Annotated in this window: 11 protein-coding genes; 3 read left to right on the top strand and 8 right to left on the bottom strand. The window is 33.5% G+C overall.

Annotated features, from left to right (window positions below; all coding sequences use genetic code 11):
- Positions 1-19: 19 nt before the first annotated feature.
- From AC1Q5Z_RS15285 to AC1Q5Z_RS15260, 6 genes are all read right to left on the bottom strand, one after another.
- The gene (locus AC1Q5Z_RS15285; RefSeq protein ID WP_343587101.1) at positions 20-853 is read right to left on the bottom strand and encodes a hypothetical protein; all 834 of its coding nucleotides are present in this window, start codon (positions 851-853) and stop codon (positions 20-22) included.
- A gap of 70 nt (positions 854-923) precedes the next feature.
- Positions 924-12,908 (bottom strand): MBG domain-containing protein, encoded by an 11,985-nt coding sequence (locus tag AC1Q5Z_RS15280; protein ID WP_492445721.1) that lies wholly within the window; start codon positions 12,906-12,908, stop codon positions 924-926.
- A 726-nt stretch (positions 12,909-13,634) separates the two neighbouring features.
- Positions 13,635-15,173: a tetratricopeptide repeat protein gene (locus AC1Q5Z_RS15275; RefSeq protein WP_492445719.1), complete on the bottom strand. Its 1,539-nt coding sequence runs from the start codon at positions 15,171-15,173 to the stop codon at positions 13,635-13,637.
- A 308-nt stretch (positions 15,174-15,481) separates the two neighbouring features.
- Complete coding sequence (locus AC1Q5Z_RS15270) at positions 15,482-16,666, bottom strand: FAD-dependent oxidoreductase (RefSeq protein WP_492445717.1); 1,185 nt, start codon at positions 16,664-16,666, stop codon at positions 15,482-15,484.
- A gap of 77 nt (positions 16,667-16,743) precedes the next feature.
- Entirely contained in the window at positions 16,744-17,595 is an 852-nt protein-coding gene (locus AC1Q5Z_RS15265; RefSeq protein ID WP_492445715.1) for an AraC family transcriptional regulator, read from the bottom strand.
- Between the two features lie 225 nt (positions 17,596-17,820).
- Positions 17,821-18,213 carry a carboxypeptidase-like regulatory domain-containing protein gene (locus tag AC1Q5Z_RS15260; protein ID WP_492445714.1) on the bottom strand — a complete coding sequence of 131 codons (393 nt, stop codon included), beginning with the start codon at positions 18,211-18,213 and terminating at the stop codon, positions 17,821-17,823.
- Positions 18,214-18,680: 467 nt separating this feature from the next.
- On the opposite strand from AC1Q5Z_RS15260, the gene AC1Q5Z_RS15255 reads away from it, so the two are divergent.
- The 3 genes from AC1Q5Z_RS15255 (at position 18,681) to AC1Q5Z_RS15245 (ending at position 22,327) form a co-directional block, all read left to right on the top strand.
- A complete protein-coding gene (locus tag AC1Q5Z_RS15255) occupies positions 18,681-19,967 on the top strand; it encodes a beta-helix domain-containing protein (protein WP_289057513.1) in 1,287 nt (428 codons plus the stop codon).
- A 734-nt stretch (positions 19,968-20,701) separates the two neighbouring features.
- Complete coding sequence (locus AC1Q5Z_RS15250; protein ID WP_343587114.1) at positions 20,702-21,406, top strand: SDR family oxidoreductase; 705 nt, start codon at positions 20,702-20,704, stop codon at positions 21,404-21,406.
- 612 nt (positions 21,407-22,018) lie between these two features.
- Positions 22,019-22,327 carry a DUF6965 family protein gene (locus AC1Q5Z_RS15245; protein WP_492445711.1) on the top strand — a complete coding sequence of 103 codons (309 nt, stop codon included), beginning with the start codon at positions 22,019-22,021 and terminating at the stop codon, positions 22,325-22,327.
- A 79-nt stretch (positions 22,328-22,406) separates the two neighbouring features.
- Here AC1Q5Z_RS15245 and AC1Q5Z_RS15240 read toward each other — a convergent pair whose 3' ends face one another.
- Together AC1Q5Z_RS15240 and mnmE are read right to left on the bottom strand one after the other, a co-directional pair.
- Positions 22,407-22,877, bottom strand: coding sequence for a response regulator (locus AC1Q5Z_RS15240; protein ID WP_492445709.1), 471 nt, complete (start codon positions 22,875-22,877; stop codon positions 22,407-22,409).
- A gap of 317 nt (positions 22,878-23,194) precedes the next feature.
- Positions 23,195-24,595, bottom strand: a complete 1,401-nt coding sequence (gene mnmE, locus AC1Q5Z_RS15235; RefSeq protein ID WP_281632900.1) for a tRNA uridine-5-carboxymethylaminomethyl(34) synthesis GTPase MnmE — start codon at positions 24,593-24,595, stop codon at positions 23,195-23,197.
- Between the last annotated feature and the right edge of the window lie 110 nt (positions 24,596-24,705).

Genomic DNA, 24,705 nt, shown 5'->3' with positions numbered 1-24,705 from the left:
TTCTTTTTAAAGAATAAAATTATTTAAAATTCCATCCTAATGTCAAACCAAATGCCACTGGTTTTATTTCAGCATTTTTCTCAGTACTGTATAAACCGTTCGCTTTTCTGTCGGTGCTTGATTTTGGATTAAACCCTACATAAGACTGATTATTTTTTTGGTCAAGTATCGTTCCGTATCCGTTCTCGAAAAACATTGCCACATATAAAGCATTCTTTTTATTGATGTCGAATGTAAATCCTAACTCGAAAGAACTCATAAAAATTCCTTTGGTGTCATATTCCCCTTCTGCTGAATAGCTACTTTGCTGTCCTATTCCGTATTCAGGCAGATTATCGATCGTTAAATTTACATCAGGATAATAAGCCGTACCATTTACATTATCTGCGGTCGCTTTTATTTTGTAGCTAACAGGCAAAAAATACTTTACTCCTGCTCTAAAATTAAAATCAATTCCTGTATTGATGTTCGTTTTAAATTGCACAAAAAGCGGGATTTGAATAGATTGCAATGTTTGTTTTTCTTTATAATTGCTTGTAGTAACCGTATAAATAAATGCAGAACCTGAAGCATCTACTTCATAATTAGTTAGTGTGCTTGAAGGGGAAACCAAAGATATGTTTTGCTTGTATTGCGAAAATTCCAATCCTGATCCAATTCCGATGTTTTTTGTAAAGGAATAGATGTATCCTGCTTTTACAGCTCCTCCCATTTTTGTTTCGGCTACTATTCCTTGTACGTTACTTTCTAGATTGGCCACTCCTGTTTGCAAGCCTACATAAAATTGGGCATTGGCAACTGTAGAGAATAGAATTAATATTATTCCTAGTATATGTTTACTATTAAATTTCATGTCTGTTATTTTTTTTCAGAACAATCCATCCCCATTTATAAATAATGGGGATTTCATATTCTTCCGTTATTTAGTTTTTCACTAAAAGGTTTTTTGTAAACGTCTTGCCATTTGATAAAGTCATTCTCACGATATAAACAGCTTCAACATTTGGAGCTTGCAAAGTAGTCTCGTTATCATTAGTTGTTCTCTGGTCTATCAGCGATCCATTTACAGCAAACACCTCAATGCGAGCGTTTAGCATTTTAGCTGGATCTATATTGGTAATCAATTGATAGCTCTCATTTTTTCTGACAGGGTTAGGATAAATTCTAACCGTTTCAACTGTTTTGGTTGAAGACAGCGTTAATGGACAAGAAGTAATTAATGTTCCGTCTAATTTTGTTGCAACAGCATAATATGTTCCGTTTAAACCTCCTGTTTCTTTATAATATTGCAAAGTTTGGTCTGCAACTAAAATTCCGTCTTTGTACCAGGCATAAGATTTAAATTCTTTTGAACTATTGTCAAAGAAAATAACATTTTCAAACTGTTGTCTGATTAAATTCGGCTGGCTATTTATTACTGGCAATGACACCGTTTCAGCTGCATTGTAATTATTATTGCCCGCTTGAGATGCTGTAATAGTCGCCGAACCGGAATTGTTATAAACTAGTTCGTCATTTGAAATCGTTACCACATCTGTATTCGAAGAAGTATACATTACAGGCAAACCGCTATTTGAACTGGCAGTTAAAACACTTTCACTTACTCCATCACAATTTGAAACTAAAGTTTGGTTCCAAGTAATTACCTGATCTGCTTTGGTAATTTCAAAATCGTTTCCAGTATATGTAATGACGTAATTGCCACCTGCTGTCAGCGTTCCTTGTGAAATTGCATAAGTTCCGACATTCTCTCCTGTTAGTCTTTCTAAAGTACCAGAGAAAGCATCATTTCCGACTAAACTTGGTGAAACTTCATAAGTAAAAGCTGGATCTGCTGTTCCGTACACTTTTGTTTGAGAAGCGTCTGCCGTTACAGTGATTGGTTTTGCTGCAATAGCAAAAGCGTCTGAGGCAACTAAAATTAGAACATAGTTTGATCCTGCTGATAAACTTCCGATAGTATAATTGTAAGTTCCAGCATTCTCTCCATTTGCTCTGCTTAAGCTTCCGCTAAAAGCATTTCCAGATAGTAAAGCTTCGCTTGCAGTATAAGTGAAAATCGGATCGGCTTCTCCATAATATTTGCTTTGGGAAGCATTAACGCTTACTGAGATTTCTTTTGGTGTAATTTCAAACCCTTTTCCAACATACGTAATGGCATAATTGCCGCCTGCTGTAAGCGTTCCTTGTCCTATTGCATAAGTTCCGACATTCTCTCCCGATATTCTTTCTAAAGTACCAGAGAAAGCATCATTTCCGACTAAACTTGGTGAAACCGCATAAGTGAAAACTGGATCTGCTGTTCCGTATACTTTTGTTTGAGAAGCATCAACAGTTACCGTGATAGGTTTTGCTGTGATCGTATAATCTTTGCTTACGTAATCAATGCTGTAATTAGATCCTGCACTCAACGTTCCTTGGCTAATAGCATAATTTCCAATATTTTCTCCCATAGCTCTAGATAGCTCTCCTGTGAATGAATCTCCGCTTTCTAAACTTGGTGTGAATGAATAGGTCAAAGCTGAATCTGTCTCTCCATATACTTTTGTTTTCGAATCGGCAGTGACTTCAATTATTTTGGCCGTAATTTCAAAGTCTTTTCCAACATACGTAACGGCATAATTGTCGCCTGCTGTCAATGTTCCCTGTCCTATTGCATAATTTCCGACATTTTCTCCCGATATTCTTTCTAAAGCACCAGAGAAAGCATCGTTTCCGACTAAACTTGGTGAAACCGCATAAGTGAAAACTGGATCTGCTGTTCCGTATACTTTTGTTTGAGAAGCGTCTGCCGTTACAGTGATTGGTTTTGCTGCAATAGTAAAGGCGTCTGAGGCAACTAAAGTTAGAACATAGTTTGATCCTGCTGATAGACTTCCAATAGTATAATCATAAGTTCCAGTATTCTCTCCATTTGCTCTGCTTAAGCTTCCGCTAAAAGCATTTCCAGATATCAAAGCTTCGCTTGCAGTATAAGTGAAAATCGGATCGGCATCTCCATAATATTTGCTTTGAGAAGCATTAGCGCTTACTGAGATTCCTTTTGGTGTAATTTCAAAATCTTTACTTTCAAAAGTAATGGTATAGTTTGATCCTGCGCTCAAATCTCCCTGCTCAATAGCATAAGAGCCAACATTCTCTCCAATTATTCTAGATAAAGCTCCTGTAAAAGCATCACTTCCTACCAAACTTGGCGAAACAGTTGATGTCAGAATAGGTTCTGCTGAACCATAGATTTTCTTTTGAGAAGCATCAACAGTTACCGTAATAGGTTTTGCTGTGATTGTATAATCTTTGCTTACGTAATCAATGCTGTAATTAGATCCTGCACTTAAAGTTCCTTGGTTAATAGCATAATCTCCAATATTTTCTCCCGCAACTCTAGATAGATCTCCTGTGAATGAATCTCCGCTTTCTAAACTTGGTGCGAACGAATAGGTTAATGCTGAATCTGTCTCTCCATATACTTTTGTTTTCGAATCGGCAGTGACTTCAATTGTTTTTGCCGTAATTTCAAAGTCTTTTCCAGCATACGTAATGGCATAATTTCCGCCTGCTGTCAGTGTTCCTTGTTCTATTGCATAATTCCCGACATTCTCTCCCGATATTCTTTCTAAAGTACCAGAGAAAGCATCATTTCCAACTAAACTTGGTGAAACCGCATAAGTGAAAACTGGATCTGCTGTTCCGTATACTTTTCTTTGAGAAGCATCTGCCGTTACAGTAATTGGTTTTGCTGTAATTTCAAAATCATCAGCAACGTAGGTAAGATTGTAATTGGTTCCTGCGCTCAACGTTCCTTGTGCAATTGCATAAGTTCCTATGTTCTCTCCTACTGCTCTTTCCAAAGTTCCTGTAAATGAATCACCACTTACTAAATTAGGAGTAATAGTGTAGCTTAAAGATCGTTCAACATCTCCATATACTTTTGCCTGAGAAGCATCAGCAGTTACAGTGATTTCTTTTGGTGTAATCTCACCTATTTGTCCCGACTTCGTTTCAGCACTTAACACATAATTTGAAGCATTGGCTCCGCCAATTGTTAAGCTGCTAATTGTTACAGTTTTATTATCTCCAATGTTCTTTGTATCATATGTTCCTGATAACGCATTGTTTAACGTTACTGTTTCATTTTCTAAAATTCCGATAAGTTCAAAATTATTACTTGATAAAACTGCTTGAGTTGTTCCATCAAAAACTTTGGATACATTTCCTTTTAATGAAACCTCTACTTCTTTAGGTGTAACTTTTGCTATATTAGCCACTAAAGAAGTTGGGCTTAAAACGTAGTTTTTAGAAGCAGTTCCAGATAATTTTAAATTGTTAACAGTAACTTGCTTATTTTCTCCTACATTTTTATCATCTAAATCACCAGCTGCAGGATTATCCAATTGTACATCATCGCCATCAACAACACCTTCTAAAGCAAAGTTATCAGCATTTAATGCTATGACAGCAGTCGCATTATAAACTTTTGATACTTTACCTTGTGCTATAGCATTTATAGTTTTTGGTTCTATAATTAAATCGGCTTCAACTACTTTATCATTATAATTTGTTTTGCTTAATACTGCATAAACCCTATAAGTACCAACCTCTATTTTGTTGTTATTAGTATAACTGACAGAAACTTGATTAGGAAGACCGCCTTGAATCGTTAATGATTTTTCGCTTCCATCATAAGTAAAGGTATTGGATGCTAGAACGAAATTATCTGTTAGATTGCCTTTTACAATTGTTAATTTGGCAATAAGCTGTTTGTCATTGTAATTTATTCCTCCATTGATATTAACTGTAACATTATAAGAGCCCACATTGATATTATCATTATTGATATAAGTTACTGTTGTTCCATCAGGAAGCATTCCACCAAGTGATAAGCTTTTAGGAGTGCCATCATAAACTTCTTCTTTTTCTAATAAAAATATTCCACTCGGAAGATCTGCTTTATTAATTGTCATAGAAGTAGTTAACTCAAACGTGTTGTAATTTGAACCTGAAATCGTTGCTTTTACGTTGTTATAGGCTCCCGCATTCTTTTGTGTATTTGAGTAAACCACACTTACTCCTTCAGGTAAAGTTCCTGATATTTCAGGGTGCTTATCAAAACCATCATAAGTAAATGTATTTGATGGAAATAAAATACCAGAGAGATCTTTTTTATCAATTTTAAGTGTATTAGATAATGTAATATCATTATAATATTCACCTCCGTTAATAATTGCTTTAACAATATAGTCTCCTGCATTTATTTGTCCATTACCTTCATAAGATACACTAACTCCTGCTGGTAAAGCTGTAACATTCAGATATTTTGCAGCACCATCATAAGTATATGTCTCTGGTTGCAAAGTGGCAGAGAAGTCTCCTTTTCCAACCGTAAGTTTAAAGGTTTTAGTTGCTGGAGCATAAATCTCATCTCCACTTTGAACAACTGTAATTATAGCTTGTCCAACTCCTACAATATGAATTTTGTTATCTTTTGTAATGTAAGCTATATTTTTGTTATCACTACTATAAGTAAGTGGTAACAGCCCGCTTGATGCAGTTCCTATTACAAAATCAGCATCTGTATATTTTTTAGTAATATCATCGACATCAATAGTTTGCAATATTTTGGACTCATAACATCCCATGTCAATTGTCGTACTTTGAAAACGACTGTTATTCGCAATATCTTTATTACCTGCAATTGATACATTATACAGTGCATTATCTCCTTTGTTAATTGCTGGAGATGTTGTTTTTAAAGCAAAGTTAAATGCATTTGCATCAACAAAATCAGCAGGTTGCTCATAGAAATTATTGGCTAATGCCATTGGTGCGTATAAAGATTGAGCTTTAGACAGCAAAGAGTTCTTAACCGTAACTGTTCCTGTTACTCTATATATATCATTATTGCCTGGATTATCTCTAAAAACAGTATTAAACACTTCTAAATTTGAAGTACCATTAGTAAAAATATGAGCTGAATTACTAATATTATCTCCAAAAGTAGTATTCACAATTTTTACAGTGGCATCATTTAGTGCTACTGAAGTTCCTTGTGCTCCAGTGTTAGAAACTGAATTACCGTAAAACAGTGTATTATATATTGAAACATTAGAATTATCTGTAATATACATACCGCCGCCTCGATGGCCTGAAGAGTTTTCTGAAAAAATACAGTTTTTTACAGTAAGGTTGGAACTGTGTACACGTATTCCTCCTCCATACTCTCTGGTAATAGCTTTTCCGTTTATTGTTACAGTTCCTTCTGTTCCAAGTGTTGCGCTTGCCGCTTTACCTTTTACAATACTGAAACCATCTATTTCATTATTACCTGCTGAATTAGAAACTGTAATAATATGGTTAATTGTAGATTGTCCATCTAGAATCGTTTTATTCTCCTTAATATTTCTGTCGGTTAAACTCTCATTGGCAATATTTCCATCAAAACCTCCATATAGTTTTACACCATCTGGTAATAAAAAGCTGTTATCTTTTCCTTCATTAATAAAGTTAGAGTTATCTCTTGAGCTGTATTTTGGTGTATACGTACCTTGAGCTACATAGATTTTATTTACAGTATTTGATGCATTACTATTAAGAATAGTAGCATAGCGTAAAGCTAATGACAAATCACTTAGTGCTAATTGCCATGTAGAACCATCGCCACCAACTGCACCTTGTTTTACATATAGCGTATTATTTGTTAATGCAGCATTAGGTAGTATTTTTAAAGTTCCTGCATTATAAATAAAATTATAGTTATTGGAAGATAAACCACCTGGCATTATCCCATCTGTATAAATGCCAACTTCGGTTTTACCTATAGCATTACCTGAATATACTAATGATCCAGTTAGCTTAGAACGATCATCACCGTTAACAAAACCTGTATAACTTACATCATAATCTGCATTTGACATTGCTAAATTATTGGCAAGTTTGGTCTTATCATTTGCTTTTACAGTTAAGTTTGCTTTTGCTATAGTTAAAACAAAGGTTTTTTCTGTTGGAGCATAAGTTTCATTACCTGCTACAGCAACAGTAATTGTAGTTGTACCAGCATTTTGTGTATGAATTTTACCATCTACAATAGCAGCAACAGTAGTGTTACTACTTTTGGTATAAGTTAACGCTAAGCCAGTATTTACTGTTACAGCTTCATTAACAAAATCTGAATCTCCATAATTTTTGGTTAAATCAGATGCTGTAATAGTTTGAGGTAGCTTAGATTCAAAGCATCCCATATCTATTGTATTATTCTGAACACGTTTATCATCTGCAATATCTTTATCATGATAAATAGCCGTGTTATAAAAAGAATTCTCTCCTTTATCGACAACTACAGAGCTTGTTTTTAAAGCAAAGTTATTAGCGTTAACATCAATAAAACCAGGGTCTACATTATAGATGTTATTTGCTAACACAAAGCCTTTACTACTATAAAAAGTTTCTGCATTAGGCAGAAAAGAGTTCTTAACGGTAATTGTTCCTCTCGATTTATTTATATCATTATGAGTAGGATCAGCGAAATATCTAAATATTGAGTTATATACTTCCAAATTAGCATTTGCATGATCAGTAACAATTTGAAATGAATTCTGCGAATCTCCAAAAGTAGAATTATAAATTTTCACATTAGCTTCTGATATCACCATAGAGGTACCTGAAGCCCCATAATGATCTGCGCTATTATTATAAAAAAGCGTATTAAAAACAGATACATTTGACACATCCGTTATATACATAGCACCAGCTTGGTTACCAGAGGAATTTCCAGTAATAGTACAGTTTTTTATATTAAGGTTAGAACTGTGTACACGAATACCTGAACCAAATGCTTGGGTAATTGGCTTACCCTTTATGGTCATTGTCGCACCAGCCCCCATCCATGATCCAAAGCCTCCTGCACCATTCATAATGGTAAATCCATCTATTTCGTTGTCTCCTGTAGAGTTAGAAACAATAACAATGTGATGTACTTTTTGTCCTGTTACTGGATTATAACTATCTAAAATAGTTTTATTCTTTTGAATTTGTCTGTTGGATATGCTTTCATTAGCAATAGATCCATCAAAACCTCCATAAATTTTTACACCATCAACTAATAAAAAACTATTGTCTGTATCTTCATCCGCAAAGTTAGAACTGTCTTTAGGACTGTATTTTGGAGCATAAGTCCCTTTAGCCACATATATTTTATTAGCCTTAGTAACATCTGGTCTAGCACTAGTGTTAAGTGAGTGTGCTAATTTTAATCCCTCAGCAACTTCTCCTAGTGCATCATCCCAAGAGGTTCCTTTTCCTGCACTTCCTTTTTTAACGTATATTGTACCATCTGTTAATTGAACATCAGACTCAATTGTTAGCTTACCATTATTGTAAGTAATATTATAATTTAAAGATGTTAATCCAGAAGGAGTTATAACGTAGTTACCTATAGTGGTTGCAGTTACAGCTGTACCACTATAAGCTATTGCACCCCCAAAAGCTGTACTTGGAGTATCTCCTAGAACAAACCCTGTATAATTCACAGAAAAGTCTTTAAATACAGAACCATTTTCAAAAAATAATTTATTATCCGCTGTTACAGTTAATGCTGCTTTATTTACAGTTAATATGAAATCTGTTGGAGATGCAGCATCATATTCGCTGTCATTTCCTGATTGTTTTAGGGTTATAGTTGCTGTTCCGGCACCTACGGGCTTAATTTTGCCGTTTTCTATTATAGCAATAGAAGTATTACTAGACGTATATTCTAATGGTAATCCGCTTGTTGCAGTACCATGTGTAAATGACTCATCTCCGTATTTTTTTGTAAGAGCAGCCACTGTTATGGTTTGGGTTTTATTTCTCTCAAAAGCCCCTATATCTACATTAGTATCAATAATACGCGATTTGCCTTTTAAATCTTTGGTTGGAAAAGCAATACTAGCTGGATTGTTTTTACCAGCATTTAGAGCAGGACTGGTAGTTAATAACGAATAATTTGCATCAAAAACTGTAGTTGTGCTTGTAACACCACCTATACCTTGTATCAAACTGTTTTCATAACTAGGAGTGCTGGCATTATTAACAATGTCTGAATTATTTTTTACACTAACTGTATTTACAATTCTTGCAGAAGAACCACTTGCATTATACAATGCTGCTCCTTGCGCACCTGTATTATCTGCTATAGTAAGATTAAGAAGTGTAGGCAACGATGCATTGTTATAAATAGATGCTCCATTTGGTGCTGTGTTATTAACAATTAAGCAGTTAACCCATGTTGTATTGGCGTTCTCATTATATATAGCACCACCGTTTGTAGTAGCATTATTGGCTCTGATGATACAGTTTTCAAATCTTGCTGCAACTTTTTTATTGTATATACCTCCACCATTAGTTGCACTACCGCTTGTTATTGTAAAACCGTTTAAAAGAGCACTGCTAGTTAAACTATTATCATCATTTTTAATAACCGATGCATTATTTCCTTTTAAAATACTTCCATCGTTTAAATTACCTGTGATACGTTGATGTGTTAGATTTGTAATAGCATTATCAGGATCAAATCCACCATATATTTCTATATTTTTAGGCATTATATATGACTTTCCTGAAGTCACTTGATAAGTCCCTTTTGCTACAAATATTTTTTTAACTTTTTTAGGATCAGTATCATCTGTATGTACGGAGTTAATATTAGAAGCTCTTGTTAAAGCAAGTTCTAAATTACTTAAAGGACTATTCCATGAAGAACCGTCGCCACTTCCGTTTTGTTTTACATATAAGATGTTGTCTGTTAGAATTAAGTTTGATTTTATTTCTAAAGTTCCTTCTTCATACAAAACAGTGTATTTAGTAGAAGTAATACCCTGAGGAATAATTTTATAAATACCTGGTTCAGTTGCAGTAGCAGCGTCACCTGAAAAAGCAAGAGTTCCAGAGGTACTATTTGATTGACTATCACCAGATTCAAAACCAGAATAAGTTACAGTATAATTACTATTTCCATAAACACTTCCATCAAATACTTTTACCTTATTGACAGCTTTAATTGTAAGAGGTATTTTAGTTACATTAACAACTATTTTAGTCCTGATACTTTCGCAATTGTTAGCGTTAGTTTGACTTACCCAATAAGTAGCAGAATTTTCAGATGACATATTTAAAGAAGGTGTTGCTGTTAATGCTGTACCATCTTTTTCTTGTGTATACCATTTTAAATTGCTTCCATTTACTACGATTTTAGCTCCTGCTTGATCAATAATAAAATTTTGTGGAGATTGTGCAGTTGGTGCCTGAGTAGAACTTATCGATACACTAACACTTGTTCTATCGCTTTCGCAGCCATTAACGGTTTGACTTGCATAATACGTATTACCAGAAACTAAAGCTGTATTACTGGCTAACGAACTTCCTCCTGACGCTTGACTGTACCATTTTACATTTGTGCCAGTTGCTTTTAAATCATTAACAATCGCTTCATTACAAAAAGATTGTGCTGCAACAGCAGTTGGTGCTGTTTTACCAGAAGCACCTAATTCATTTTCATAAGCACCAATATCAATCGTATTTACTTTTCTGTTCTTACCCAAAAAATCAGTGTTTGGATACTCACTTGAATATAAAGAATTGTTTCCTTTATTTATTATGGAACTACAACCTGTTAGATTAAAATTATAATTAGCAGCATCAGCAAAATATGGGTTAGTTTCGCGAATATTATTGTTTTTATTTACAAAATTATTCTGACTATCATACCTAAAAGAATTACTTTGAACATCAGCCGAAGTACTTGAAACAGTAAGTTCTTCAAGAATATTATTATACAGCTTAACCTTTTTACTGAAGGTATAAATACCATACCCCGGACTTTCATTCCAAACAGTATTATTTACAAAATCGACTGTAGAATTAGGTTGAAAAATAGTCGTAAAACTTTCATTTCCTGTAAAAACATTATTATACAGTTTATTTACACCTTCAAAGACAGCAATTATACAACCAGAATACCCTGCGCTGTCTGCGACACCAACATTATTCTTTACAGTATTATTGAAAAACTGGTTTTTTGTATAACTTTCAATATCTAAAACAGCTCCAAAATAAGATTTGTTTCCTACGAATGAATTATCACGAATGTCAGTTGTACTATAATTAGCTAAAAATATTCCTCCTCCTCTTTTTACAGAGTTGTTACTTTCAAAATTATTATTGTTTATTGTTAGCTTAGTAGTAATATTATTGCTAACTACATTGGCATAGATTGCTCCTCCAAATTCAGAAGCACTATTGGTCTTGAAAATATTATTATTAATGACAGAATTAACTGTGATTGTTTCGAAATTAATGGCTCCTCCAAATTTAGTAGCCGTATTTCCTGTAAATATATTATCAGAGATTTTAATATTATTATCATTTGCAGATACTATAGCACCTCCAAATCCAGAAACAGAATAACTACTTGTATCCGTAACACTATTTCCGGTAAAAGTATTTCCGGTTAAGGTCGTTGTATTTTTATTTTCAATGAAACATGCAGCACCTCCTAACAAAGAAGCATTTCCAGAAAATGTATTTCCAGAAAATGTAATACCATTTGTTTCAACTGCAAAGGTTCCTCCTCCTATACTTTTTAAAGCTTTATTGTTGCTAAAATTGTTTGATGTTATTTCTGCATTTATAACTCTGCGAAGCAAAATAGCTCCTCCACCTCCAGCAATTGTAGTAGAAGCCTCCATCAAAGCATTGTTACCGGTAAATGCACTATTCGTAATTTTAAGATTACGTATATTTTCGTCAGCATAAATAGCACCTGCAACATCTGCGCTATTGTTATCAAAAGTACAATTATTGACAATCCTTGATGATGAATTATCCTGACTCACTTTTTCAATATAAATAGCCCCGCCATAACCTGTACCAGTCTTAATTTTATTCGCCAGGTTATTACTAAATGTTACATTACTTAGATTTAAAAGTTTTCCATCTAAATCAGAAATAACTCCTCCCAGAGGCGCACTGTTAGCATTAAAATTTCCTCCTGTAATAGTCAAATAACTGTCGCTGTTGCTAATTGCACCTCCATTATCTGTGGCCGTATTATTAGAAAAGATACAGTTAGTAAAATTGGCGCGAGCACCTTCCTGTAAACATATTGCCCCACCAATTATACCTTGATTATTTTTAAAGGTTACGTTTTCTAATGTTAAAACCCCTTTTATGTTGTATATAGCTCCACCATTACTTTTAGGATAGGATGTATTAAGTATTTCCGTTGTTACCATGTCACCTCCCGGAATTGAAGCTATACTAGGCAAGCCACTAAATCCTGCAAGTTGCAAACCTAATGAAGCATAACTATAATAAGGGCTTTCCGTCATCGAAACAAACCAATCCGGATATTTATCTTTGATATTATCGTTAATAGAATTCTTCTTAGTTTCTGTAGATATTTTATAATACTCTAATGAATCAGCCTTACCATCACTAATGGTTAGTCCGTTTAAGTAGTAATTCTCATTTTCTTCAAGAGCATAAATAAGTATCACATGGTGTGCAAAATTTCCGCCACCCAAATTTCCGCTAAGAATAGTTTCATTTGCTGTAATATTTCTCTGTGAAAGACTGTTTTCATTACCAATAAAACCACCATATAATTGTACACCTTTTTTTAGTCCAAAAGTGTTATTCCTGTCCTGTGCACTGCCGTTAGGCGCCAAAGCTACTTTAGGAGTATATGTTCCTCTGGCAATCCATATTTGAGTACCACTGTCAGATGAACTAATCATTTTCTGTAAGTTCTCAGAAGCATTACTCCAAGAACTTCCGTCTTTACTTCCTGAACCATTTACAGTAACATATTTTATTGTTTGAGATTGCAATAAAACAGTAAATAAAAAGAAACAAGTTACAAACGAGTATCTTAACAAATTGGGTTGTTTTTTTAAAAGCTTAAAAGTTTTAATCTTCTGTAAATAGAGATGCCATACAAAGACTAGAAACTTCAAAATTAATAAGTAGTTTTTTTCCATAAAAAAGTAAGTAGTAAAATTGATTGATATAATTCTGGGTTAGTTTAACTGTATATTTTGGAGACATTTAATAAAAAAGTCATTTCTTTCATAAGATTGACATTTTTTGTTTGTTACTGAATAAGGGGAAAAATTCAAAAAATAACGTTACCGTTGCAATTTTAGATATTGAGATTTTTGCAAATGCACCAATCTTTTCAAGACATGAAATATTTGGGTTTCTAAAAATGATAGATGAACAAGAGAACATCCTAAATAACTGTAAGTAGATTTTTTTCAAGCAGCGTAATTATTTTAAGTGTTTACAGAAATGAGATCAAAAATAAAGTCTCAATTAAGCTTCAAAATTAAAAACATCTTCCCTACTAAGCCTATTTATTGGGGTGGACAAAAAAAAGACATTTTAAAGTGATGTTATATTTTTGCCCCACAAACTTCATTTTCAGAAAAAAAAGTACGTGCGTAGTAATTTTTTGTTTTTGTAGCTCACTCAACTAGCTCCATTACATGTAAAGAAATAACTTACCTTAAAAAAAGACAGATTTAAAAAAATTATAAAAAAAACAAGCCGAAGCTTGTTTCCATTTTTTGTTCTAAATACTGTTTTTATGTGGTGCTAACTTTTTATGTTTTATACTCTACCATTTCAAACAAAAGGTCATATTTATCGCCTAATTTTTTCTTAAGTCGTTGTTTGCTTTTTTTGACTGCATCAATTGTTACACCAAGTAAATTAGACATCTCATAATTGTTAAGATTTAATTTTTGGAGCATTATTATTTTAAGATTTGACTCTTTTACTTCAGGAAAATTCTCTATTATCGCATAATAAAAATCACTGTACTGATTTATAAATTCTCTTTTAAAAGCACTCCAATTTTCATCAGTCATAATGTGAGAACTTAACATTTGCTGCAATTTGTTTTTTTCTTGTTCTGAATGCTTTGAAGTAAAACTTTTAATTTCCTCGAGTTCTTCTTCTAAAAATGATATTTGTTTGTCTTTATTTTGAAGATTTTCAGCATAGCTATCTATATTAGAACTTACATCTTTAAGTTTTTCTTCATACATTAAAAGATCATTTTCATATTCTTCCTCTTTTAATCTTTTATTTTCCAGTCTTTTAGTAAAAAAACCATAAGCAATTGCACTCGAAAGTATCGTTGAAATTAAGATTAAGAGACCAATGTTTCTTATTCTTTCGCTTTTTTCTAATTCCAATAAGATTTTTTGGGTTTCATCTTCATACTTTTTTTTCTGAATAAGCCAATTAGTTCTTTTCAATACAGTATTGCCATTGGTTTGAAGTAAATACTCTTCAACCTGTTTAAGCTGTCGTCTTAATATCAGTTCTTTTTGAGAGTCTTCACCGTTTAAAAGCAGTAGTTTTAATTCGATTACTTCTTTTAAAGAACTTCTGTAATAAGATTTAGTTCCTGCAATTTTACCAGCTCTTTCTAGAATTTTTTCAGCCTCTATTTTATTGTTTAATTTCAGCAGAATTCTTGCCAATAGTATCGAAGCATACATCTCATTTTTTTCAATTTTGAACTTTTGAGAATAAGCTATATCCTGCTTTAAAAGATTCACAGCTGTATCTACGTCTCCTTTTTTGTTGTAAATAAGCGCTTTATCACCTAAGACTTTTGCATATCTTACACTATCATTAGTTTTTAATGCCACAGCCTCAGATTTATCAAAATAATGCATTGCATTTACGAGATCTTTCTTTCTGAAATAACAGTTACCAATTGCATTTAAAACATCTGCAGATTCTGAAGAAGTTCCTTTCATGTAAAGCATTGATTTTTTTAAAAAATCTACAGCAGAATCATCCTCTATAGTAAACATTATCCATCCAAAAAATTTAAAAGTTTCGCCTGGTAAAATCATCTCCGAACTATCAATCTGATTGCTTTCTTCCATTGCTTTAAGAACGATCGGAGTAAGCCTATCAATCTGACAGTAAAAATACAGGTACTTTGAATAATTTAGCTGTGTCCAAATAATAAGACTTAAATCTTTACTTTTTTGGGCTTCCTGAATAGATTTTAAATAATGATACTCGCTTTGGGGATTTGTTTTGTCAAAGAATACAGAATAGCCGTTTGCTAATAAAGCATCATAAAGAATATGGTATTTTTTATTGGATGATTCCTTCAAAAAAGACAGTCTTTTTTTTAGTTCTAAAGTGTCTTTCTTTTGATTATTTTCTTTGATTATAATAGACTCAATATGAGTTGTTAAATCTTTGGATGAAGAGAATAGCTTTTGAGATTGTAATTTGGTAAAAAAAACAAAAGCATATAACACAAAAAAGAATCTAATTTTTTTTGTACAGAACATCATTTTGGAAAAGGGGGCTAATTGAGTTCGCTAAAATAAAAAAATATAAATTTTATTTTAAAAAAAAATTAACATATAAATTTAATTTAACAATTGTCCCGCATAATCAAAAAAAAATCTGTATTTTATTCTTTCCGATTTAGAAACATTCCTACTAAATCTTCTATAGAATCCCTGCTTGGAGAAGCAAAATCCTTTATTCCTTCAATAGCTTCTTTTCCTAAAACTGAAGCTCTTGCCTTCATTTTTGTTTCATAAGCCGCAACAGCAGATTTTAGATCGCTGAATTCTCCATTAGTTAAGCATTCGCTCAAATCTAAAGCATCTAGCATAGCAGTGTTAACTCCTTCTCCAGAAGGTGGCATCAGATGTGCAGCATCACCAAGAAGCGTTACATTTTCTTTTGCTTCCCAGTGCTGGTCCGTTGGAAAATAATTTAGCGGTCGAACTAGAAATTTCTTGCAAGCTTTAAATAAAGTAAAAAACTTTGGGTTCCAGTCGGCGTAAAATCCAACCAAATAAGCATAAACTTCATCAGCATTATTAAAATCGATACCACTTGTTTTAATCCAATCTTCAGCATACAGAGAAGCCGCGTAAAATGTCAAACCGCCATTTCCCATTGGCTGTACCGCAATAGTTTTTCCTATATCCATTGCACTAAGATTTGCATTATTGACTAGCTCATATATATCAGAACAGTCATTTTTCGGATTTTCAATTTCCCCTTGAATAATTGTTGCACCAGAATACAATGCTTTAATATCTGTCACGTAGGAACGAACTTTTGAACGATAGCCATCGGCGCCGATTACAATATCTGCATTAGCTGTCATACCATTTTTGAATTTCAATTCCCACGCGTCATTAACCTGTTCCATACTCAGAAATTGGCTATCCCATACTACAGTGTTAGGCAAAAGGCCTTCAATTATCATATTTCTTAATACTCCTCTATCAATTTCAGGCCTAAAATGCTCATCGTCAAAATTATCTTGATTGCCCTCATTAATTTCATCAAGAAGTATATTTAAATCTTTGTCAACCAAACGATATCTATCGGCATCTTTCATGTAATTAGCTTTAAAAGCTTCCAATAAGTTCGCTGCTTGCATTACTTTTAAACCAGAATCAAAATGCAGATCCACAATTGCACCTTGAACGCGAGAATCCTGATTAAAATCTCTTTCATAAACTTTAACCTCTACTCCCTTCAATTGCAACAGACGAGCCAATGTTAATCCACCTGGTCCAGCGCCTAGAATAGCTATTTTTTTATTTTCTAACAGACTGCTTGCTTTTCTTTCCATCTTATCATACTTTTTATTGGTGCAAAGAAATCGCGTTTCGTAGGAACGGGCAATGTCAGAAAGAAGCAAATACAGGACTAATCGCGGTTTTGATTTCGAAATGCCAATGGAGTCATTTTGGTTATTTTAGAAAACAAACGGGTAAAATAAGAATAATCATCATAGCCTAATTCTGTTGCAATTTCTTTAATAGACTGATCAGAATGATGAAGCAAGCGCTTTGCTTCTAGCACAATACGCTGTTGTATATGATGTGAAACCGAGTAGCCTGTTTTAGCTTTAACACATTCATTTAAATAAGGCGTTGAGATATTTAATTTCTCAGCATAAGAGCTTGGACTTTTTTCGACCGTGAAATTCAATTCTAAAGCGGTCATAAATGCCTTAGTGATAATTTCAAACCTTGAATAGTTCTCATTTCTTTTTGATTCGGCTAAATATTGTGATACGACTAATGCGACCAATACATTGCCAAATTCGTTTACAATTGAACCATATAGTTTTTCCCCTTTTCTGTCAGACATTTTAACACAGAGTAAAGCCGTTTCAGTTACTATCGATAGAACATCTTCTTCGACAGGAAGTACATTTACAGGAACAAGATCTTCTAAAATCTTTAAATATTCAGGACGAAGATTTTCTACTGTCATTATCCAACTCGTAATTATAGCTTCTTCAAATAAGATCAGACGATGCACTTGGTTTGGATGGATAAAAATAACCGAAGGCGCTTTGATTTCCATCTTCTGAAAATCAATTTCCATATGAGTACTCCCTTTTTCTTGCACAATAAAGGTAAATCCAGAATCTCGATGAGATCTTTCCGTTTCTTTAGAATCCGGTGCGCCATTCAAGAACCTTCTTCCAATAATGATGCCCTCATTAAAATCAGGTGGTAATGTATTTACTGGTATCGGCTTTATCTTCATATGCATTTGTCTCTATTGCAGTAAAACAAAGTTAACTATTATTGCGTTACACAAAAAAGCAAAGGATAACCAAAGCAAGGCCAGACAATTTTTAGGTTGCTTTTTCTTAAGATATTTTTCACTATATGTAAAACTGCATAAAAGTATTGCAACAGAATCGAGGCATATTGTTGTCGATAAAAATAAAACCTCATCAAAATCTCAACTTAAGAAACATCAAGGGCATTAATCTGGATAAATATAAAATCCGTTTCTTCGCATCTCCCGTTTTATTCTTCTTTTTTCCTTACGACTTACAAAAGGCTTATAAGCTTCTAAATTTACTTCATAATAATCTTTAGCAGTAATGGTGACTTCTTTTGATTCTAAACCTATAAAGCCTACAATTAATACATCATTTTCATTTAAGCTCATTTCAAATTTTCCATCCAAGTCTGCATATGTTCCCTTTTTCTGGTTTTTCACAGTGATAGTAGCTCCAGGCAACGGACCATTTTCATCCATTACAATTCCGCTAACTGTTTTAGCAATTTTAATATCTGATTTTGAATCTTTTTGCGTTCTACAAGATGCAAAAATGCATATAAGGCAATACAACAGGCATAATCTAAGTTTCATTAGAAATATATTTTTTGATTAAAGAAAGGCAGAATTTTTACAAAAAAGAATATTTTTTGTTTCCCTTACTATAATAGATTGTTACTTGGCCTAAAAGGTTGGAATAGAAATGAAAATAATATGATAAAAGTTTTTAAACGCTAGCAAGAAAGCTAAAATTCAATGAAAACTAATAAATCATCCTAACTACCTATCCTTCAGCGCTAAAATCATGATTTAAAAAATTTAAAAGAAAGAAAGATGTCACTCATTGTTAAACTTAGCTTCAACAAATGTTAAATATAAGTAAAGCCCTGTAAAGTCTCATGATTTTACGTATTTTTGTTAGATGTTCTTCAGAAAAAAGATTTAAATTTTCTTGTAGTTGTTAGTCAGACATTTTCTTCCCAGCGACCACAAAAGCTAAAAACTTTATAATCTGTTTAAAAAGAGCCAAAAAAAATACCACTACAAATAGCCCCAAGACTATGAAAAAAATTACTTTAATGATGTGCCTGCTGATTGCCGTAGGCGTGAACGCGCAGCAGGAAAAAGGAATTATCGGATATGCGAACTGGCTGGACAACTGGACAGAATTCAAACCGCAAAAGACGGAGTCTAAAGATGCCAACCAGATACTGGCTGGAAATATCACTCAGAACACTAAGCTGATGAAAAAAAATGTATACATCCTTCAAGGAAATGTATATGTTACTAATAACGCAGTTCTAACAATTGATCCTGGTACTGTAATTATTGGAGATGCAGCAAGCAAAGGAACTCTTATCATAACAAAAGGAGCAAAAATCATAGCAGAAGGACAGGAAACTGATCCTATTATTTTCACTTCAAACGCGAGCATGAAAAAAGCAGGCGACTGGGGTGGCGTAGTAATCCTTGGTGATGCCCCTATCAATAAATTTGGTGGAGCTGGCTCATACACTATGGATCTTGATCCTTCACTTACCGCATACGGAGGAGACAATGCAGCTGGCAACTCTGGAATATTCAAATTTGTTCGAATTGAATTTGCGGGCCGAAAAGTAAAAGGAGCAGATAGCTTTAATGGATTAACTGTTGCTGGAGCTGGAAACAAAACTGTTTTAGAAAACATTATGGTGAGCTTCTCAGGAGGCGATTCATTTGCTTTTTATGGTGGAGATGTAAATGCTTCACAACTGGTTTCATATAAATCTATAAACGACGATTTTAAAATCACACAAGGTGCTCAATGCCGTTTGTTTAATTCTCTAGCGGTTAGATCTTCTTATCTTTCAAGTAACAGAGACGGTTCAAGATGTCTTGAGGTAAAAGCATACGAAAAGAAGAGCGAAACTGATTTTACTAGAAAATCAACTTTCGTTTCTGCTTCAAACCTTACACTTTTAAATGACAGTGATAATATCAAAGCTGATATTCAGGCTGGTCTTATAAAAGAAGCTGTTTATGTAGCTGACAATGCTTCTCTTGAGCTTAAAAGAAGTGTGATTTCAGGTTTTAATCCAGCTGTATTATTAGATAGCCAAATGGCAGTAAATGCAGATAACTTAAAGAAGATCAAATTTGAAGAAATGTTTTTCAACCAATGTACGGGTAACATCTTTACAGAAAATAAAACAGACAATTCTGATCTAGAAAACTGGTACGGCAATAACCTATTCCAAAATGTATATTCGCAAACCGACAATAAAGAAACTTTTGTTGACATAAGCAATGCAAAGAGACCAGACTTCAGATTGCAGTTAGGAAAAATTACAGCATCTAGCGGTAGATAAATTCAAATATCTTCCATTAAACAATAAAAAAAGGAAATATCCCTGCGGATGTTTCCTTTTTTGTTTCCCTCTAAATAAAGTAGATTGCTCAGCAAAATTCCTTTCTTCTTAGCAAAACCACGAAAACTTCTTAATATGCTATTATCAAACAAACGCATTATGAGAGCGGAAGTAAAAAGAAGATCATACACAGCAAAATCAAGACATATGCTGCAAATAAAATACAGAGTTCTTTATTGTGGCGGCGCCTAATCTCTGAGAGCTTTAGTTTTAAAGCCGCTTTCTCTCCTGCTATAATCTCATGATATCTATCTGTCATAAAACCTTAAAAAATTAAAACCTAAATATTTGTATATTCTGTATCTGTAAATTCTCTTTCAAAAGCCAAATGTAAAATTTTACATCGGGTTAATTTCACGTATTTACACCTATTTTCTTACAAATATACAATTGTTTTAAAATCACATTTAAAACCATAATAGTGTTACTAGCATATGTAAAAACTGCCCTTAAAGGCTCATTAATAAAAGACAGTTAGATGTTGATTAACATGAGCACTTGTTTATGTCCTAGCCACTTCAAACAGTGTATATTTATATTTTTAGATACCAGCCTTATTACTACTATACTAGAAATTTATCGTATTTTTATAAACTGTATGTTTTTTTAAAAGTACATACAAAATAGCTGCCATAGAAAAGGCAATAAAAAGAACTTAAATTAATCTTATAAAAATGCAGAACATAGAAAACAAAGTTGCCTACATAACCGGCGCGACAAAAGGCATTGGTTTTGGCATTGCAGAAGCTTTAGTTCAGAACGGGCTAAAAGTAGCGATCTCAGGAAGGGATATAAAAGCGCTTGAAAAGGCGCAACAGGCATTGGGAAGCCAGAATGTCCTTATTCTAGAATCTGATGTCAGAAATTATAATGACCAGCTCAAAGCTGTTGAACAGATTATATCTGAATTTGGAAAACTCGATATTGTTATTGCTAATGCAGGAGTAGGTAAATTTGCTCCCGTAGACGAAATGTCCTTAGAGGACTGGAACGCAATGATTGATACTAATCTGACCGGAGCTTTCCATACCCTGAAAGCAACTAGCAAACAACTAAAAACAAACAAAGGCTATTACATATCAATAGCATCGCTCGCAGGAACCAATTTCTTTGCAAAAGGTGCTGCCTACAACGCTTCAAAATTCGGACTGGTGGGTTTTACGCAAGCAGCGATGTTAGATCTACGTGATTATGATGTAAAGTGTACCACCATTATGCCAGGATCGGTTACTTCAAATTTTAACGGCCATACACCAAATGAAGATGACAATTGGAAAATCCAACCCTCAGATATCGGACAGATGGTAGTAGACCTCCTAAAAATGAACCCTAATGTTCTACCAAGCAAAATAGAGGTCCGTCCAACGAAAACCAAATAGATAAAATTTTCTTTCAATTTAAAAACAGCTATAAAGGCTGTTTTTTTTCTTTAACATTATTGAATAAATGCAGATACCTACTGTAATGATTTCAGAACCAAAACCTTTGAAAGACCAATTGAACTTAAAAAATTTTAAAAAAGAAAAAAATATGCCAACATAAAAAAGTGCCTATTTCTATAGAAGATTATCTGCTAAAATAAAAGAAAAAACTCCTTAAATATTTAAGGAGTTATTCGGCAGCCGGCGGGTGCCTGAAATGGTATGCGGTAACTAACTAAATCATTGTACAGAACCTTCAGACGAACCCGCCGGTCCCCTGTTCCTTTTTCTGAATGATTAATAAAGTATCATTACCAGTATAGAAACAAATTTATTGCAATATGAATATAAAAGCTTACAGAATCTGCTAATAATATTACATCATTCTAAGCTTGGCATTGCAGACAGCCAAAAATTAAGTTTAATAAAAATAAAGTAAAAAAAAACTTTGTCCTCAATAATCTAGTTTTCAAAACAGTGAACTAAAAAACAGTACAACCCCATAGCTAATAAAGCATAAACCCAATCGTATACCTTGCCTCATGCATAGTTTTTATCTAATTTTGCAGCATGAATTACGAAGAGATAAAACGCCATTTTGAGAATAATCCACCGCCTGAAATCGTGGAATGGACAGGATGGGCAAAGATTACCGATACTCGGTTATTCCTAAAAAGCTGTTACATTGGTATTCGAAACTTTAACGGTCCTATCGATCGTTGTCCGGCATGGTGGCATCTGAGGGATTTTTATATTCTTATGAAAAAAAGCGCTCTACAGAGTCCTACTGAAGAAACCCAAGCAGAAGAGGCTTCTTTGAAAACTTCTATTGAAGAATCTGCCCATTTAGCTTCCGTTGAAAAAGAAGTTGCGGTATAAATTAATTTGCATCAGATAATCTTGTATAAAAAATTAGCTTCAAAGAATCACTAAGCGCAGCTAACTTTTCATTTGTTTTTTACTTTTTACTATCCAAAACGAATTCTGTTCTATTTCTTGAGGCTTTGCTCCAGTCTATTGCTATAATTTCTTGAAGCAAATCCTTAAGTTCGTTAATTGAGCCTGGCTTAATAGCATAGCCATCAGCTCCTAGTTTATAGGAAAGTTCAATATGTAATGTACTGCTGCTGGTAGAAAACATAATAATTTTTACCCCACTCAAACATCCTACTCTACATTTTATCTCCTTTAGACATTCAAAACCATTTTTGCAGGGCATATTTATGTCTAGGAATAGGATTTCAGGTTTGTCATTTTCTGCCTCATGAAGACTATCTAAAAGTCGCTGCCCGTCTTCAAATACCTTAACGCTAATCTCAGGATGGATTTCCTTAAGGACTTCCAAAAATAAAATTCTGTCATCCTCATCGTCCTCTGCGAGATAAATAAGTTTATGTAAAGGTTCGTGCAACATATCAGTATAATTCATAAGGTGTTGAATATCCTTGAAATACATATAGTAAATATAAATGTAAGAAAATTTTTTCACTTTAAAATAAAAAGAACAAAACAACAAAAAAGTACATGTAAGTTTCCTTAACGCCTAAATAATTTTAAAAACCAAAATCCTAATCAAAACCGACTCCTTCAAGGAATATCTCCAAGCATAACCGTTAATTTTACCATTAAATATCTATCTAAAATCAGATATTTCATTCCAATAGCAATTCCATAAAAAAAAGAGTTAAGATGTTTTTTCAACACCTTAACTCTTTTATTCTTTCTTGCTTCGTATCTTTCCGTCTCCTATTTCCCGATGCAGAAATTTGCAAAAATATTCCCCAATAATTCGTCATTAGAAACCTGACCTGTAATAAGGCCAAATTGATATAAAGCTTCGCGAATATCAAGCGCCATAAGATCGCTTGAAAGACCAGATTCTAAACCAAATTTTACCTTCTGAATTTCATCTAAAGCTTTTAATAACGAATCATAATGTCTTGTATTGGTAACAATAGTTTCATTATTACGAAGCGCTCCGGTATTTACAAAAGACAACAATTCATTTTTTAAATCCTCTACTCCTATTTTTTCTTTTGCAGAAATTAATAGCAATTTTGCATTTAAATTCTCTAATTGATTGGTAATATTCGCTACTTCATCAGCAGATAAAATATCTTTTTTATTAACCACAATAAGTAGTGGTTTTAGCGGATATTTATTCTTAATCTGTTCAATTTCATTTACAAATTCAGAACTTGATGTTTGAAACTTTAATCCATCAAACAAATAAATTACAACTTGAGCCTGTTCTATTTTTTCGAAAGTTTTCTTGATTCCGATACTTTCTACAACGTCTTTTGTATCACGAATTCCTGCAGTATCAATAAATCTAAATCCGATGCCACCAATTACCAATTCGTCTTCAATCGTATCACGCGTTGTTCCCGCAATGTCAGATACAATGGCGCGTTCTTCGTTCAATAAAGCATTCAATAAAGTCGATTTTCCAACATTCGGTTCACCTACAATCGCAACTGGAATTCCATTTTTAATTACATTTCCAACGGCAAACGAATCAATTAAACGTTTTAAAACAAATTCAATTCTATTTAATAATTCATGAAATTGTGTTCGGTCTGCAAATTCTACATCTTCTTCTGCAAAATCCAATTCCAATTCAATTAAAGAAGCAAAATTTAAAAGCTCTTCTCTTAGTTTCGCAATTTCATTACTGAATCCGCCACGCATTTGTTGCATCGCAATTTGATGAGAAGCTTCGTTGTCTGACGAAATCAAATCTGCCACTGCTTCTGCCTGCGACAAATCTAATTTTCCATTTAAAAAAGCCCTCAATGTAAATTCACCAGCATCGGCCATTCTGCATCCATTTCGAAGCAATAACTGAATAATCTGCTGTTGAATATACGTTGATCCGTGACAAGAAATTTCAATCGTATCTTCTCCCGTATAAGAATTCGGACCTTTAAATACCGAAACCAAAACTTCGTCTAATGTTTTGCTTCCGTCTACAATATGCCCTAAGTGAAGCGTATGTGTTTTCTGTTTCGTTAAATCTTTGTTTTTAATAGATTTAAACACCGAATTGCCAATTGTGATGGCCTCGGCTCCAGAAATACGAATTATGGCAATGGCTCCAGCTCCCGAAGGCGTAGCCAAAGCAACTATAGAATCTTGATTTATCATGCTGCAAAGGTATAAAAAAACGCTCAAATTCTTTTCTGTGGTAATACAACTCGATTCAAACAAGAAATCTACAAATTAATTGAGATTAATAAATCATTAAGTGTTAAAAT

This window comes from Flavobacterium sp. GW823-FHT06G12, from assembly GCF_058794775.1.
This window is presented reverse-complemented; position numbering and strand designations above follow the sequence as displayed.